At 60.7% G+C, this 14694-nt stretch carries 12 protein-coding genes; 8 read left to right on the top strand and 4 right to left on the bottom strand.

Features of this window, described 5'->3' with window-relative positions; genetic code table 11:
* Window positions 1-483: 483 nt before the first annotated feature.
* The gene (locus tag HK28_RS11415) at window positions 484-2166 is read right to left on the bottom strand and encodes a Hint domain-containing protein (protein ID WP_086644688.1); all 1683 of its coding nucleotides are present in this window, start codon (window positions 2164-2166) and stop codon (window positions 484-486) included.
* Window positions 2167-2327: 161 nt separating this feature from the next.
* On the bottom strand, window positions 2328-3272 hold the full coding sequence (locus tag HK28_RS11410; RefSeq protein ID WP_086644687.1) for a GlxA family transcriptional regulator: 945 nt from the start codon (window positions 3270-3272) through the stop codon (window positions 2328-2330).
* A gap of 117 nt (window positions 3273-3389) precedes the next feature.
* Between HK28_RS11410 and HK28_RS11405 the strand changes: the two genes are divergently transcribed.
* Complete coding sequence (locus tag HK28_RS11405) at window positions 3390-4211, top strand: SDR family oxidoreductase (protein ID WP_086644686.1); 822 nt, start codon at window positions 3390-3392, stop codon at window positions 4209-4211.
* Window positions 4212-4889: 678 nt separating this feature from the next.
* Here the strand turns inward: HK28_RS11405 and HK28_RS11395 are convergent.
* Together HK28_RS11395 and HK28_RS13825 are read right to left on the bottom strand one after the other, a co-directional pair.
* Window positions 4890-5720, bottom strand: coding sequence for a creatininase family protein (locus tag HK28_RS11395; protein ID WP_086644684.1), 831 nt, complete (start codon window positions 5718-5720; stop codon window positions 4890-4892).
* Window positions 5721-5735: 15 nt separating this feature from the next.
* Window positions 5736-6065, bottom strand: a complete 330-nt coding sequence (locus HK28_RS13825) for a hypothetical protein (RefSeq protein ID WP_143217410.1) — start codon at window positions 6063-6065, stop codon at window positions 5736-5738.
* 197 nt (window positions 6066-6262) lie between these two features.
* Between HK28_RS13825 and ggt the strand changes: the two genes are divergently transcribed.
* The 7 genes from ggt (at window position 6263) to HK28_RS11355 (ending at window position 14634) form a co-directional block, all read left to right on the top strand.
* Window positions 6263-7984: a gamma-glutamyltransferase gene (gene ggt / locus HK28_RS11385; protein WP_086644682.1), complete on the top strand. Its 1722-nt coding sequence runs from the start codon at window positions 6263-6265 to the stop codon at window positions 7982-7984.
* A 127-nt stretch (window positions 7985-8111) separates the two neighbouring features.
* Window positions 8112-9083, top strand: coding sequence for a D-isomer specific 2-hydroxyacid dehydrogenase family protein (locus HK28_RS11380; RefSeq protein ID WP_086644681.1), 972 nt, complete (start codon window positions 8112-8114; stop codon window positions 9081-9083).
* Between the two features lie 73 nt (window positions 9084-9156).
* The gene (locus tag HK28_RS11375; RefSeq protein WP_158093458.1) at window positions 9157-9738 is read left to right on the top strand and encodes a nicotinamidase; all 582 of its coding nucleotides are present in this window, start codon (window positions 9157-9159) and stop codon (window positions 9736-9738) included.
* Between the two features lie 256 nt (window positions 9739-9994).
* Window positions 9995-11038, top strand: a complete 1044-nt coding sequence (locus tag HK28_RS11370) for a BMP family ABC transporter substrate-binding protein (protein ID WP_086644691.1) — start codon at window positions 9995-9997, stop codon at window positions 11036-11038.
* 22 nt (window positions 11039-11060) lie between these two features.
* Window positions 11061-12638 carry an ABC transporter ATP-binding protein gene (locus HK28_RS11365; RefSeq protein WP_369823655.1) on the top strand — a complete coding sequence of 526 codons (1578 nt, stop codon included), beginning with the start codon at window positions 11061-11063 and terminating at the stop codon, window positions 12636-12638.
* Window positions 12635-13699, top strand: a complete 1065-nt coding sequence (locus HK28_RS11360; RefSeq protein ID WP_086644680.1) for an ABC transporter permease — start codon at window positions 12635-12637, stop codon at window positions 13697-13699. Before HK28_RS11365 ends, HK28_RS11360 begins: the two co-directional genes overlap by 4 nt.
* A complete protein-coding gene (locus HK28_RS11355) occupies window positions 13696-14634 on the top strand; it encodes an ABC transporter permease (RefSeq protein ID WP_086644679.1) in 939 nt (312 codons plus the stop codon). The genes HK28_RS11360 and HK28_RS11355 overlap by 4 nt, the downstream gene beginning before the upstream one ends.
* Window positions 14635-14694: the final 60 nt, after the last annotated feature.

Below are 14694 nucleotides of genomic sequence, written 5' to 3'. Positions count from 1 at the left end.
GAATCACAGAGCCGGTTTCAAAACCAGGGGGTTTTTCGAACACTCCAGTTGAGTGACGCCACCTGCCGAAACCAGCGGCGTAAGCGGGTGCGCAGCGGGAAGTGGGTGATGGCTCGCGCCAAAGGCAGCGGAATATCCCCTGCAGAAACAAGCTGAGCGGCCGTGGCGGCCTGCAGGTGGGTGGAAACCGCTCCCTGTAGCTATCCTGATAGGGAGCGTAGGTTTGGGCTAAAGCGACAGGCGGGCTTAACGCGAGTGCTGCGGCTCATTTATCTGAGGGTCAAGGGATAAAAAAGCCGCTCAAAGGACGGCTAAAAACTGAGTTTTGCGAGATATTTCGGGTGTGACAGAATCTTTTCCGACTTTCTCATCGCAAATCAGACCGCCTTAGAGTGAAATCTGATCACAATGATGCAGACCCACGAAGGGCGGTCGGCTTGCAAACGACAGGCCATCAATTTCCTGAAGACTCTGTGAGCTTGTTCAGGCCGCCCTGACAACAGTGGCGTGTTCACTTGGAGAAATCACGTAAGGACCGCTTGCTACGATCTCAAGGCTGAGAAGAGCAACCGAATCTGGCGTCTTCACTCCGTCAAGTGGCAAGAGTGCGTCGCCAGCAGTCCAACGATCCCCGTTATCTCCAAGCGCGTGCCATCCCGGCAAATTTTCTTCTGTCAGGTGAACAGTGACGGGTTTGCCGGTTCGTCCTTCCGTCAGCGTGATGCCGCCGATCGCTACGCCCATTTGGCGGCGGTCATCAAGATATGGCCCAACCAGATCGCAAGGACGGGCGGTTCTGGAAACGATGCGGACATTCCTAGTTTGCGCGGGAATCATGAACGCGCAGTAAGTCTGTTCTTTTCTGGTGCAGTGGATGACCAGTCCCTGATCAGTGATCAGATGCAGGAGTGGGTCAGAGTCCAGGCTACGAACGTGGGATTCTCTTACTGGAACATTTGGCTCCGCGCGCGAGTGGAGGGTGTGATACAAAGGTTCAACGAAGCTGCGTTCGACGTTCAGTGGTGCGGCTGCGTCAGTCGCCCATCTTTTTGCCCGGCCACCAATGCTAAAGACATTGCCTTTATGTCGGAACGATCTGCGGTCGCCTGTATCCAGATAGGTTTCCGTCAGTACGCCGTCGGCGCTGACAATGGAGTGGTTCTCTGTTTCAATATGAAAATATTCGTAAGATTTATAGGATTTATCGTAGAAGATCGACTTCCCGTTCACCAGCATGCGAACGGGAACGAAGAACCCGTCAAAGAACAGACAGTGTTCCGGTGTAACCAACATATCCTTGTGCGGTACGCCGTCAGCTATGGCGTCCTTAATTACGCGGACAGGGTAACCGGCCTCGTCGTCCGGCAGGCCTGAGGAAATCACGATCTGCTTGCTTCCTGCCCACGTAACTTTACTTACAGACTTGGCATCGGATGATGGATCAAATGTGATGACGTCATCGCCAACTTTGATATCCTCGACAGCCACTTCGCCATCGGGAGTGCTGATCATGGACTGGGCCAGGAAGCAGCTTATAATAAGGTAGCCGTTTGAATATTTTGCAGTAGGGGTTAAGCTCCCTGTCGCTTCGGTGAAGTTAGTAAAGGTCAGGACTGCTGTGCTGCCATTCAGCACGGTCAGTGTGTGGTTTGTGGAGTCGTAAGAGGTGGTCAGGGTGCCGGAGTCGGAGCTGGCGACTTCAATGGTCGCCCCATATACGTAATTTTCAATGGTGATTGCGGCCAGGTCGGATGCCTGAGATGACTTGCTGATAATAAGAACGCCATTCGGGTTATTTGAAAAATTTACTACAGCGCCGTTGTTATTAGCGAGAGAGCCTTCCAGCTCTACTGTGCCTCCGTTGATGTTGATTGTTGCGGTATTTAGATTGGTCAGGCTTGTGGCGATAAAGGTCGATCCGCTTGAGACATTTATCGTTCCGCTGTTGAGATTTGCAGCGGCTTTGACAGTAAATGTGCCGTTTATTACGTCCAGTGTCGATTCGTTCAGGTTTAGATTATTGACAACAATGGCTGCGCCGTTCGTGATTTCTGCAATAATTCCAGTATTGTTGGCATTTGTATAATCGCCATAGGTCGTACTCGTATCGTATACGTAAGTGCCAGCGGTGTTATTGAAATTAACGCCTATAGATGGATTGGTCATACGCGAACTCCCTGGTCGGCGCGATCGAAAAACCGCAAATCTGGCTCGGATTTGTTTGTATATTAAAAACAATTTTGGCGGGGTCAAGCCTTTAAGATGCGGCGGCGCTCGGTGTTCGGCCTCGGGTCTTCTCAAAGCGAGTGTTCTTGCCGCTGGGGAGGTCAGCCCCCTGACGCCTCCGCAAGATTACGCCTGATGTCCTGCGGCGGCACGCCATAGGCCCGCAGAAAGGCCCTACGCATCCGGTTGCGATCGTCAAAGCCAGTTTCCCTCGCGATGACCTCGATGGGGTGTCGCCCCTGCTCCAGCATCAGCCGCGCAGCTTCAAGGCGTAGTTTTTCGATGGCCTTGGCTGGAGATTCCCCTGTTTCAGCGCGGAAGAGACGGCTGAACTGGCGGGGACTGAGATGCGCGGCCTCGGCGAGTTCTTCCACCGTCAGAATGTTTCGCAGGTTACGCCGGGCGTAGTCCATGGCGCTTTGAATCCGGTCCGATTTGGGCTCCAGCGCCAGCAGGGTTGAATGCTGGGATTGTCCGCCTGCACGGCGGTGATAGAGCACCAGTTTCTGCGCCACCGATCTTGCAATGTCGCGTCCCAGATCCTTTTCGATCATCGCCAGCGCAAGGTCGATCCCGGCGCTCATCCCGGCGGAGGTCCAGATTGCGCCGTCGATCAGGAATATCCGGTCTTCCTCGACCTTGATCGCGGGAAACCGGGTGCGCAGTTCGGGGGACATAAGCCAGTGCGTGGTTGCGCGTCGCCCGTCGAGCAATCCGGCGTCGGCGAGGACAAAGGCGCCGGTGCAGATCGAGGCGAGGCGCCGGACGCTTCCGGATGCGGCTCGGATATATTCCAACAAATTTGGCGAAGAAACGGGAATTCCCGTTCCGCCCAGAATAATCAGGGTGTCGAAATGCGTGTCGTCCAACGCCACGCTGTCGACGGACACGGCGTCTGAGCCACGGATCGTACCGCCGGCCTCCGAGCGGACAGATACGTCGTAGACGGGCGGGTCGCTGACGAGGTTGGCGACCTCGAACGCCGTCGCAGCGGCAAGGCCGATGATCTGGAAGCCGGGGTAGATGATGAATCCGACGCGCTGCATGGCTGCGATCCTTTTGTCCTAAAAAGACGCATATACGACATTCAAGACAAGCGCCAGCCCGCCTATGGTCCCTCCAGACGAAGGCGACGGGCCTTCGAACGAAGAGGAACCACGACAATGACAACGAAAAATCTGGGAACGGCGTTGGTGACGGGCGCATCGTCGGGCATCGGGGCGATCTACGCGGACCGGTTGGCGCGCCGCGGTTATGACCTGATTCTGGTCGCCCGTAATCGGGAGCGGCTTGACGAAATGGCGGCGCGAATCACGGACGCGACCGGTCGGTCTGTCGAAGTCGTGGCGGCCGATCTTGGCCAGAGCGCCGACGTGCGCCGGGTGGCGGACATCCTGAAGACCGATCACAGCATCACCGCGTTGGTCAATAACGCCGGCGTCGGCTCGTCGGCGCCAGCTTTGCAGTCCAATATCGACGCTATGGAAGCGATGATCGACCTGAATGTCGTCGCGCTAACGCGGTTGACCTACGCGGCGCTGCCCGGTTTCGTCACGCGAGATCGGGGCGTGATCATCAATATCGCGTCGATCGCAGCTATTGCTCCAGAAATCCTGAACGGCGTGTATGGCGGCTCCAAGGCTTTCGTGCTGGCGCTGACGCAATCTTTGCACAAGGAGCTATCGGAGACCGGCGTCTCGGTTCAGGCGGTGCTCCCGGGAGCCACAGCGACGGAATTCTGGAATGTCGCGGGCACACCAGTAGAGCATCTGCCGTCTGAAATCGTAATGAAGGCGGAAGATATGGTCGACGCGGCGTTGGCCGGGCTTGATCAGGGCGAACTGGTGACGATCCCGTCGCTGCCGGATGTTGCGGACTGGAACGCCTATGAAGCAGCACGCCAGATCCTTGCGCCGAACCTTTCTCGCTCTTCGCCTGCCGCTCGCTACGCGACGACGCGTGCAGAAGGCCGCGGCGCCGAATGAGGTGGCAGTCTCAGCACCATATCATCACGTATCCTAAAGGATAAAAGAAATGTCACGCGTTAGAAATCATAGCTCTGCGAGTAAGGTTTTTGTTCTTGCATCTCTGTCCTCGCTGTTTCTGGCGGCTTGCTCCGACGTCAAGCCGCGCAACGTGACGACGCAAGATCTGGCGTTCGCCGCCACAACGCCCATGTCGTACGCTGCTTACGAGCAAATACACGGTTGGGAAAAGTAAGATACAGGACTTCTTGGCGACTTCGGCCTGTTCGCGGGGGTGGGTCTCATGTCGGAGTTGATGCGAAACAGGAGGAAGTGCGGCGTCTGGCGGACGCAACGTCATTCTTCTTAAATATATATAAGTATTTATTATTTAGATACGAAATATTTTCGCATCACCGTCCCGGTCACGTAGGTCTGTGACGACCACGGCTAGTCGACACCACCCGAGCGCGAAGCGGCAAAATAGTTGATATGCGGAAACGATCTACGGGTAGTATCAAATATCGGGTATTTCGCTTCGCAGAAAAATTCGGGCAAGGTCGCAGACGCCATTTTTTGCGAGATGAGGTGCAGCGGCGGCTCCGCAACCACATTTTGCCTGCCTCTCGAAGGAGGAAGGTCGCCGCCACTGACAGATCATTTGCAAGTCTGGTGTTTTCTGCCCTTCGCAAAGAGTATTTATAGAATGGCCTTTCCTGTCTGCGGATCGGAATAGTCGGTCACGTGCCGCACGATTTCGGAGCCGATCGAGACCAGTTTCTCCACCAGTTGCGCTCCCATTTCGGCGGAACAAAGGCGAGGGTCTCCGCCCCACACTCCACCGGGTACCGTGTCACCACCTTCCAGAGGAACAGTGATTGTGCCGCCGTCGCCGATGGCAAGCGACGTAAAGCCTGTGACAGGCAGGCCCCAGACGTCACTCGGTGCGCGGGCGGCGCGGATATGTTCGGGCCTGATCAAATCAGGGAAAAGATGCATCACGACGCTGGTCAGCGGGTTGCAGCCGTGGCCACCTGATCTGGCCGCCTGTTCTTCGCCGATGATGCCTGGCAACAGGTCTTGTGCGACGCGCCAGAGGTAAAAGGATGGCATAATCACCTGCCGTTCAAGCCAGACCTTTTGAGTGGCATCGTTGATCACGCCGCAATTGCCGCCATGTCCGTTGATGAAGATGACGCGCGTAAGGTCGTGGCGGAGCAGGCAGCGCAACATATCGTCGACCACAGCGCGGAGCGTTGACTGCGACAGAGAGATTCCTCCCGGCATATAGCCGAAGAAATCTTCTCCGCCGAACGGGACGACTGGAGCGACATAGGTCTCTCGCCCGTCCCGCGTTGCGCGCTCCGCGATTTTTTCAGCAATTTTCGCGGCGCTGAGGTAATCCCCCATGGGTGCGTGGGGGCCCTGATCCTCAAAACTGCCCATGGGCAGCAGGATGACTGGTTTGCGGGCTGCGGCTTCGCGCATTTCGGCGGCGCAGAGCTCGGCGAGGTAATACGACGAAGGCATTGCGAAGTCCTTGTTTCAAAGGTGATGGTGGGCGGGAGACTGGTTGGAAGGTGGCGACACCAAAACGAATGTCATTCCATCAGGGGCGGTAAGCGGCGCAAGGCCGCTGACGCGGGCCAGCTTGCCGAGGCGTTGGCGGGACCTGTGGTGGCGAGCCTTGCGTGCGTTCTCCTTGGTGCGGCGCGACATGGCGCACAGGGCTGCGACAGGATCGGGAGCATGCTTTACCCTGCTTTTGCCAGACCGGTCGAGGCATTGGCGGATACGAAGGAGCAGGGTTCTTTCGCGGCGAACTGAAAAATCGACACCGCGTCCCTTGACCAAAGCGCTCGGCGCCCTCGACATTCACGACCGTCGTAACGAAGCGAATGGCGATCCTGCCGCCGGCTGGTTGGGTGTCGGACCGGTGGGGTAATAGCCGTTGCTTCGACTGATGCGGCCCGTCGATGCTCGTTCGAGTGGATGAGCGCGCCGGAGTGTGAACTGCGTCACAGATTGGAAGCACGGCGTTTCGACGCGTTACGGCCCAAGGAGAACCGCCTATGATCGTTCATCCGCCACTTTTCACATGCGCCAAGACTCCTGTCGTTGGAAAGAAGGGCGTCGTCGTCGCCAATCATCCGATGGGCGCCGCGGCAGGTGCGGAGATGCTCGCCGCTGGCGGGAACGCTTTCGACGCGGCGGCGGCGACGTTGCTGGCGCTCACGGTGGTCGAACCCATGATGGTCGGCGTGATGGGCGGCGGCCTGTCGCATCTGCGTCTGGCTTCCGGCGAGCACATCGTCATCGATGCGCTGTCCTGCGCGGCTGCGTCCATGACGCCTGAGATTTATGAGCCGGTGGCGGATGATGGGCTGCGTTATATGGACGCGGCGGGGCGGCGCAATCTTGTCGGACCAACCGCCGTGGCCGTTCCGGGAAATCTGTTGGGCTGGCATGCGATGCAGACGCGCTTTGGCAAACTGCCATTCGCGGACGTTGTCGCCCCCGCCGTCAGGCTTGCCAAATCGGGTTTTCAAGTCACGCATTATCTCTCAGGCGCTATCAATGAGAACGGCGAGGATCTGCTCGCGGACCCGGTGATGCGTTCGCTGTTCCTGCCGGACGGACGGGCGTTGCCGGTCGGTTCGCGCCTGCGTCAGCCTGTTTACGGGGAGGCGCTTGAACTGATCGCCGCCGAAGGAGCCTCGGCGCTGCACGGCGGGGCGTTGGGCGAGGCGTTAGTGCGGCGTATCGCCTCCGGGGATGATCCGGGCTGGGTGAGCGAGGCCGACCTGCGGGATTATCGGACAGTAGACCGGGCGCCGATCGTCGGGCGTTATCGGGGTTTCGATATCGTGGGGCCGCCTCCGCCCGCGTCGTCAGGCGTCCACATTACGCAGATGCTAAACATGCTCGAGGAATTCGACGTTGCGGCCATGGGCTTTGGCAGCTTAGAGAGTCTACGAGTCCTGACTGAAATCATTAAAATCGCCTTCGAGGATCGTCGTCGGTTCAGTGGCGACCCAGCTTTCGTGGACGTGCCTGTTGAGCGGCTGACGGCCAAGGATTACGCACGCGATTGTGTTGCGCGGCTTCGTGGCGTGGGCGGTCCGCTTGCCGACATTCCAGAATACGGAAGGGAAAGCGCGGACACGACGCACATCACTGTCGCGGACGGAGAAGGAAACGTCGTGGCGGCGACGCATACGATCAACGGTCTGTTCGGCGCCCGCTTCATGGACCCCGAAACGGGGATCATTCCCAATAACTACATGAGCAATTTCGATCCTCATCCGGGGCATGCGCTTTCAATCCAGTCGGGGAAGCGCGTGCCGACGTCGATGGCGCCGATGATGGTGTTGCGCGACGGCGATCCCCGTTTCGCTCTTGGCATGCCGGGCGGGTTGAGAATCTTCCCATCGGTGTTTCAGGCCATCGTCAATCTTCTCGATCACGGCATGTCCTTGCAGGAAGCGGTCGAGGCGCCGCGTCTCTGGACGCAGGGCGCTGAGGTCGAGATTGAGCCTGCTTACGGGCCGCGTGAGGATGCGCTCGCACAGTCCGGATACGACGTGCGGCAGAAACCGCACATTGGCGGAGGGATGAACGCAATCGGGTTCAGGGAAGACGGCGCTATGGAAGGCGCGGCCTGCTGGCGCGCGGACGGCGTGGCGATCGCGCTTGGCGGCGGTCTTGCGAAACCCGGCGTGCGCTTCTGGCCCGATCGCGCGCCGGAAAGCGCCGAGAACGATGGGACGGGTGCTTCGGCCGGTAAGCCGTGATAACGTTTTGAGGCGAACGGAATGATGATCTGTAGTTCTGCCGTGTGATCGCTTTTAAGGTATTTACCAGAGTTCTTAATTTTCAGACCGATGTGGTATCGGTCTGATAACGGAGATACGGAAGCCGATGTCCCTGCGTCTCGTGATTTTAGACCCGATGCCGGAAGAGGGAATCGCCAGGTTCTCTTGTTATCTGCTAGAGGGTTTTACGCTTGCGACAACAAGGAGCCGCTCAGCCGAAGACCAATTGACGGCCATTGCGGACGCCGACTTCGCAATCACCGGGGACGTTCCGGTAACGGCGGACATGATACGCGTTGGCGCTGCTGCGCGGCTCAAATGCGTGCAGAAATGGGGCGTCGGCTACGACAACATCGACCTTGAGGCCGCTCGCCAACATGGCGTGCGCGTCATGCGCACGACGGGAAGCAATGCGGTCGCGGTTGCGGAGACCGCGCTGGGGCTGATCCTGTCGCTGGGACGCAATATCGTCGCAGGACATGTCGGATTGCATGACGGTCGGTGGCTCAAGGGCGCATTGGGCGGGACGTCGCGACAGCTTACGGGAAAAACCGTGGGTCTGATCGGACTTGGATACATAGGCAAGCAACTCGCCTGTTTCCTGCGAGGATTTTCCTGCACGGTTCTCTATTACAAGCGCACGCCGCTTTCCTCGGTCGAGGAGCGTGAACTCGGCGTGCGCTACGCGCCGCTCGACGAGGTGATCGCGACCTCGGACATCATCTCTCTGCATTGTGCGCTTTCGCAGGAGACAGAGGGGCTGATCGACAAGACCACGATCGCGCGGATGAAGAAGGGCGCATTCGTCGTCAACACGGCGCGCGGGGGGCTCGTCGTCGAGGATGACCTCGCAGAGGCAGTGCGTAATGGGCGTCTCGGAGGAGCGGCGATAGACGTCTATTCCGTCGAGCCGATCGGGTCGGATCATCCTTTCCTGAAGGTGGATCGCATGATCGTCACGCCACATGTCGGCGCGATATCGGCGGACGCCTACGCAGGCAACGTCGAGCGTATGCTCCACAACATACTCTGCGTGGCGGAGGGACGAGAGCCGCCTGAACTGGACGTGCTGGTCTGACGGAAGCGTCGGCTCCGTCTTTAATCTGGACTGCGGATTGACGCGCTTTGGCGCAGGGCGACACACTCGGGTCATGATGCCGATCTCATTCCGCGACGCCTTGCTCATCATCGACGTGCAGAACGACTTCCTTCCCGGTGGCGCGCTTGCGGTGCCCGACGGGGATGCCGTGATCCCGTTGATCAACCGCCTCGCGACGCTGCCGTTCGGCGCCGTTGTCGCCACTCAGGATTGGCATCCGCCCGGCCATGTGTCGTTTCAGACCAGTGAGCCAGCCGGCCCTTGGCCGCAGCACTGCGTCGCGGGGACGGAAGGGGCGGCCCTCGCTACAGGAATCGTTTCCGCTCCAGTAGCGCTGGTTCTGAGAAAAGGACGCAGCAAGACCGTCGACAGCTACTCCGCTTTTCTGGACAACGACCACGTCAGCGCCACGGGGTTGGCGTCGTGGTTACGGGAAGTCGGTGTCGAACGTGTGTTCGTGGCCGGGCTTGCACTCGACTATTGCGTATCGGCCACCGCGATCGATGCGAAAAGCGCGGGCTTTGAAAGCGTCGTGATCGTCGACGCCTGTCGCGGCATCGGACCTTACGACGAAGCGCTGCAGAAGCTTGGGGCTGCGGGCGTCGGCGTTGTCGAAAGCGCCGCGCTTGCTTGATCGCGCTAATTGTCGCAACAAGGGGATCGCAACGTTTTCGGAACGACATGCCGGGGGGCTTAGTGCGGGACGACGTGGCGGCAAGGGGGGACAGTATGCGTTCTGAGCGGAGAGCCGGCGCGTGAAGGGTCCGGGGGGAGTCTTTACGGGGCGTCGTCGGCCAGAGGGTTTGGAGAGTGGACCCCGTGGCAGGTCGTCTGTGCCGTCCGGTCGCCGCACCCTGTTGCGTGGCGCAGCGGCGAGTTTCGGCGCAGGCATGATGCCGGGCGTGCTGCGTCCCGTTTTCGGCGCCTCTCCCCTGAAACCTGTCGCTGAAGAGGATGCGCTGGTCGCATTCGGTCACACGGGGCCGATCACCGATGGTGGGTGGACGACGGCGCATGACCTTGGCGTACAGGCGGTACGCAAGGCTTTTCCAAAACTGAAAACGGTTTTCGTCGAGAGTATCCCTTACTCGGCGGATGCGACGCGCATTTTTCGGCAATTCGTCGCCGAGGGCACGCAACTGGTCATCTCCACGTCGAACTACGGCGACTTCATAAAGGACGTGGCCGACAGGGCGCCGGATGTCGGATTTCTGGAGTGCGACGGGCATACGGTGACCGGCAATCTCGGGTGGTATTACATCACTCACTGGTATGCGAGCTACATCATCGGCATTGCCGCCGGTTTGATGACGAAGACGAACCAGCTTGGTTATGTCGGAACGTTTCCGATTCCGTCCGTCTACGCCAGCGCCAACGCGACGTTGCTGGGCGCGCAATCCGTCAATCCGGCGTGCACGATGCGCGCCATCGCCATCAACGCATGGTTCGACCCGCAGGCCGCAACGCAGGCGGCCAGCGCGCTGGTGGACAGCGGATGCGACTTCCTGTGCGGCATTACGGATGAACCAGCGTATCTTCGCGTGGCGGAGGCCCGCGGGATCAAGGCCGCGATGTGGAACCTGGGCATGCGGCAATTTGGGCCGAAAGCCTATGTCAGCTCGGTCACGCTGGATTTTTCTCGTTTTTACGTTGAACAGGTCCGTGCTCGGCTTAACGGATCCTGGCGTGCGGCGCCGCATTTCCTGACCTTGTCGGACGGCGTTGATCGAGACGCATGGGGCGAGACCGTGCCGCCGGACATCGCGGAGAGGGCGGACGCGATGCGCGAGCGCATCCTGTCCGGATATAACCCGTTTCGCGGTCCCATCCGCGACAACACCGGCGCGATCCGCGTGCCCGAGGGAACCGTGATGAACGACGACGCCATTTATCAATGGGATTGGGGCGTGCAAGGGATGACTGGCCTTGGTTGACACGGCCGCGCAGGAGGCGGGGATGGAGATGCCTTCCGCTGCGCCAGGCACACCGCCGGTTTTGCAACTTGTCGGCATATGCAAATATTTTCCAGGCGTGATTGCGAACGAGGACGTTAATCTCGACGTTCGTCCGGGTGAAATTCTGGCTCTTTTGGGCGAGAACGGCGCAGGAAAATCCACGTTGATGAACGTGGTGACGGGCATCTATCAGCCTGACGCGGGCGAGATGATTCTGGACGGGTATGGCGCCGAGTTCGCATCCCCTCAGGAGGCGATCCGTGCAGGCGTCGGCATGGTGCATCAGCACTTCAAGCTCGTGCCCGCCTTCACGGTCGCCGAGAATATCCATCTTGGCTGGTCGGAGACGCCGCGCAACGCATCCCCCGCTGTTCTGGAGGCCAGAACGCGGGCGTTGTCGGAACAGTTCGGGTTTCCTGTGAACCCGTCGGCGCGCGTTGAGGATTTGTCTGCAGGCGAACAGCAGCGCGTCGAAATCCTGCGCGTGCTCGCCCGTCGGGCTCGGCTTCTGATCCTTGACGAACCGACGGCAGTTCTGACCCCGGCGGAAGCGCGCGACCTGTTCTCGGCGCTGCGGGCGTTTCGCGCCGGAGGCAACGCCGTCATCATCATCAGTCACAAGCTTGACGAGGTCATGGAAATCTCTGACCGCGTCACAATTCTTCGCGGTGGCCGCAATGTCGGGACGTGGGAGACGCGGGAGTGCTCCCCGCGCATGTTGGCGGCGACGATGGTCGGGCGGGAGATCGTTCCGCAGGACATGCGCGCCCGTTCGGAGGGCGCCGCCCCGCGTGGCGTGGCGCCAGAGTTGAGCCTGCGTGGCGTTTCGGTTCGCGACGAGCGTGGGGTTGAGACCCTGTCCGACGTGACGCTTGACGTGTTCGGCGGGGAAATTCTCGGGATCGCGGGCGTGGCGGGCAACGGACAGCGCGAACTGACCGAGGTTCTCACGGGGTTACTGTCTCCCGAACGGGGCGAGGTGCTGCTTGGCGGCCAGACGGCGCCGCCGGGAGCGGACGCTTTCGCCCGGTCCGGCGTCGGACACATTCCTCAGGATCGTCTGCACAGCGCTCTCGCGCCGCCGCTGGGGACCACGGACAATATGGCGCTTCGTGAATACCGGGCGCCGCCGATTGGCGGTTCCGGGCTTTTCCGCGCTGACGCGGCGCTTGCGTTGGCGCGCGAGATCGTGGGCCTCGCGGAGGTTCGCATTCCTGATTTCGGCGCTCCTGTGCGCAACCTGTCCGGGGGCAACCAGCAGCGTCTGGTTGCGCGTCGGGAAATGCGCATCGCCAGTCGCGTGCTGGTGGCCGCCTATCCGAGCCGGGGGCTGGATATCGGCGCCATCGCGACTATGCATCGCTATTTCGCCGAACTACGGGACAAGGGAGTCGCCATTGTGCTGGTTTCCGAGGATCTGGAGGAACTGCTCAACCTCTCGGATCGGATCGGGGTGATGTTCCACGGGCGGTTGATGGCGACGCTCGACGCGGAGGATGCGGATATCGAACGGATCGGACTGTTGATGGGCGGTCGCGATGTGGGCGAGGATGTTGCGTCGGGTGGAGGCGTGGCGTGACGCGGTTTCAGCGCTTTCCCACAGCGCCAGCCCGGCTGGTGCTTGCATGGCGCGCCGCCGCGCTTGTCGCTGCGGCGCTTATCGTCGGCGGGCTGCTGGCGCTCTCCGGGCGCGATGTGTTCGTTCTTGGGGAGTTGGTGCTGCGTTCGACGGTCGGTTCACGCTTTGGGCTGGAGGATCTTGCGCTTTTCATGACGCCACTGGTGCTGACAGGCGCGGCCGTCACGGTCACCAGCCGCATCGGACTGTGGAACATTGGCGGGGAGGGGCAGTTCTACCTAGGCGCAATCGGCGCGGCGGGCGTGGGGCTGTACATGCCGGGTCCGCAAATCGTCGTGCTGCCGCTTATGGCTCTGGCCGCGATCGCCTGCGGCATGGCGTGGATTGTCGTGCCGACCCTCGCGCGCGCCTACGCGGGCGTCAGCGAGATCATCACCACGTTGCTGCTCAACTTCGTGGCAGGGCTGCTTACATACTGGCTGGCGACCGGTCCGTGGCGCGACAGGGTTACGGGGGCGCTCGCGTCTTCTGGTCGCATATCGGACGCCATTCCCGAATTATGGGGCGTCGTGCATTGGGGATTTCCGCTTTCGCTGGCGATTGCGGCGGGATTGGCCGCAATCATGACCTGGACCAGTTGGGGATACGAAGTGCGCGTCAGCGGCGCCAATCCGGGCGCCGCGCGTTATGCGGGGATGCCGATGCGTGGCCGAGTGATCGCCGTGATGCTGCTCTCCGGCGCGCTTGCGGCGCTGGCGGGTATGTTCGAGGTTGCCGGGACTGTGCATCGGTTGCAGGGCGGAATGGCGGATAATTTCGGCTACCTCGGAATCGTCGTGGCGGTGCTGGCGCGTCGGTCCTGCCTCGCGGTCATTCCGGCGGCGTTGCTGATGGCGTTGATCCTTGACGCCGGCATTGTGTTGCAGACGCAGCAGCTTGCGGCCACGGCGGTCCTCGCCATTACGGGACTCGTGCTGTTGCTGATCGCGATCGGCGACGAACTGGCGCATTACCGACCAGTCGCGCCCGCTTCGTCCACTCGATCGGGGGCTGCGGCATGATCATGCTTCTGACTGGTCTTTTGACGACGGCGGCGCTGGCGGGCGGCGTGCTTTCGCTCGCGGCGCTTGGTGAGGTGCTGGCGGAGCGGGTTGGCGTTACGGACCTCGGCGTGGAAGGGCTGATGTCGATCGGTGCGGCGACGGCGGCGCTTGCAGCGATTGCCTCCGGGAGCCCGTGGGTCGGGTTGCTGGCGGCGATTTGCGTCGGCGCTGCTGGCGCCGCAGCCTTCGCCTTCGCCGCCGTGGTCATGCGGGCCAATCAGGTTCTGTGCGGGTTGGCTACGACGTTTCTCGGACTTGGCCTGTCGGCGACGATCGGCCATTCGGTGGCCGGTTTGCCGCTACCTGTGACTTTCGGCCCTGAACCCGTTCCTCTGCTGTCGTCGATACCGGTGATCGGTCCTGCATTTTTCGGACAGAACCTTCTGGTGTTCCCGATCTATCTGGTCCTTCCAGCTCTTTTGCATATGCTGCTGTTCCATACGCGCCATGGGCTCAACATGCGCGCGGTTGGCGAAAATCCGGCGGCTGCGGACGCCGTGGGCGTTCCGGTACAGGCGATCCGGTTCTGGTATACGGTCTTGGGCGGCGCATTCGCGGGTGCGGCGGGAGCGTATCTCAGTCTCGCTGTCATCCCGAGTTGGTCGGAAGGGATGGTGTCGGGTCGCGGCTGGATTGCCGTCGCGCTGGTGATTTTCTCCGGTTACCGGCCATTCAACGCCGCCGGAGCAGGATTGCTGTTCGGGCTCATCAGCGCCATCGGCTTTTTGGGGCAGGCGCGCGGCTGGCCGATCGCGGCGCCGGTGCTGAACATGCTTCCTTATCTCGGCACGTTGGCTTTCATCATCCTTCCTGTGGTGTTGTGGAAACGCATGCGTCGCGCCATGGCGGCCCCCGCGGCGCTTGGCTTTCCGTATTACCGTTCGGTCCGCTAGGGGGCGTCGCATCCGCTGGCCGGCTATTCAGTCATCGGGGCGCGCCGTCGCCGACAGCGG

The organism is Acetobacter sp. DsW_063 (genome assembly GCF_002153745.1).
Taxonomy (GTDB): Bacteria; Pseudomonadota; Alphaproteobacteria; order Acetobacterales; family Acetobacteraceae; genus Acetobacter.
The sequence above is the reverse complement of the archived record's forward strand: the minus strand, read 5'-3'. Positions and strand labels throughout refer to the sequence as shown.

Excerpts from the sequence above, each read along its gene's own strand:
- HK28_RS13825 (WP_143217410.1), bottom strand. The coding sequence starts at position 6,065 with ATGTCGAGGGCGCCGAGCGCTTTGGTCAAGGGACGCGGTGTCGATTTT.
- HK28_RS11370 (WP_086644691.1), top strand. The coding sequence starts at position 9,995 with ATGATGCCGGGCGTGCTGCGTCCCGTTTTCGGCGCCTCTCCCCTGAAA.
- HK28_RS11380 (WP_086644681.1), top strand. The coding sequence starts at position 8,112 with ATGTCCCTGCGTCTCGTGATTTTAGACCCGATGCCGGAAGAGGGAATC.
- HK28_RS11405 (WP_086644686.1), top strand. The coding sequence starts at position 3,390 with ATGACAACGAAAAATCTGGGAACGGCGTTGGTGACGGGCGCATCGTCG.
- HK28_RS11395 (WP_086644684.1), bottom strand. The coding sequence starts at position 5,720 with ATGCCTTCGTCGTATTACCTCGCCGAGCTCTGCGCCGCCGAAATGCGC.
- HK28_RS11375 (WP_158093458.1), top strand. The coding sequence starts at position 9,157 with ATGATGCCGATCTCATTCCGCGACGCCTTGCTCATCATCGACGTGCAG.
- HK28_RS11410 (WP_086644687.1), bottom strand. The coding sequence starts at position 3,272 with ATGCAGCGCGTCGGATTCATCATCTACCCCGGCTTCCAGATCATCGGC.
- ggt (WP_086644682.1), top strand. The coding sequence starts at position 6,263 with ATGATCGTTCATCCGCCACTTTTCACATGCGCCAAGACTCCTGTCGTT.
- HK28_RS11365 (WP_369823655.1), top strand. The coding sequence starts at position 11,061 with ATGGAGATGCCTTCCGCTGCGCCAGGCACACCGCCGGTTTTGCAACTT.
- HK28_RS11355 (WP_086644679.1), top strand. The coding sequence starts at position 13,696 with ATGATCATGCTTCTGACTGGTCTTTTGACGACGGCGGCGCTGGCGGGC.
- HK28_RS11415 (WP_086644688.1), bottom strand. The coding sequence starts at position 2,166 with ATGACCAATCCATCTATAGGCGTTAATTTCAATAACACCGCTGGCACT.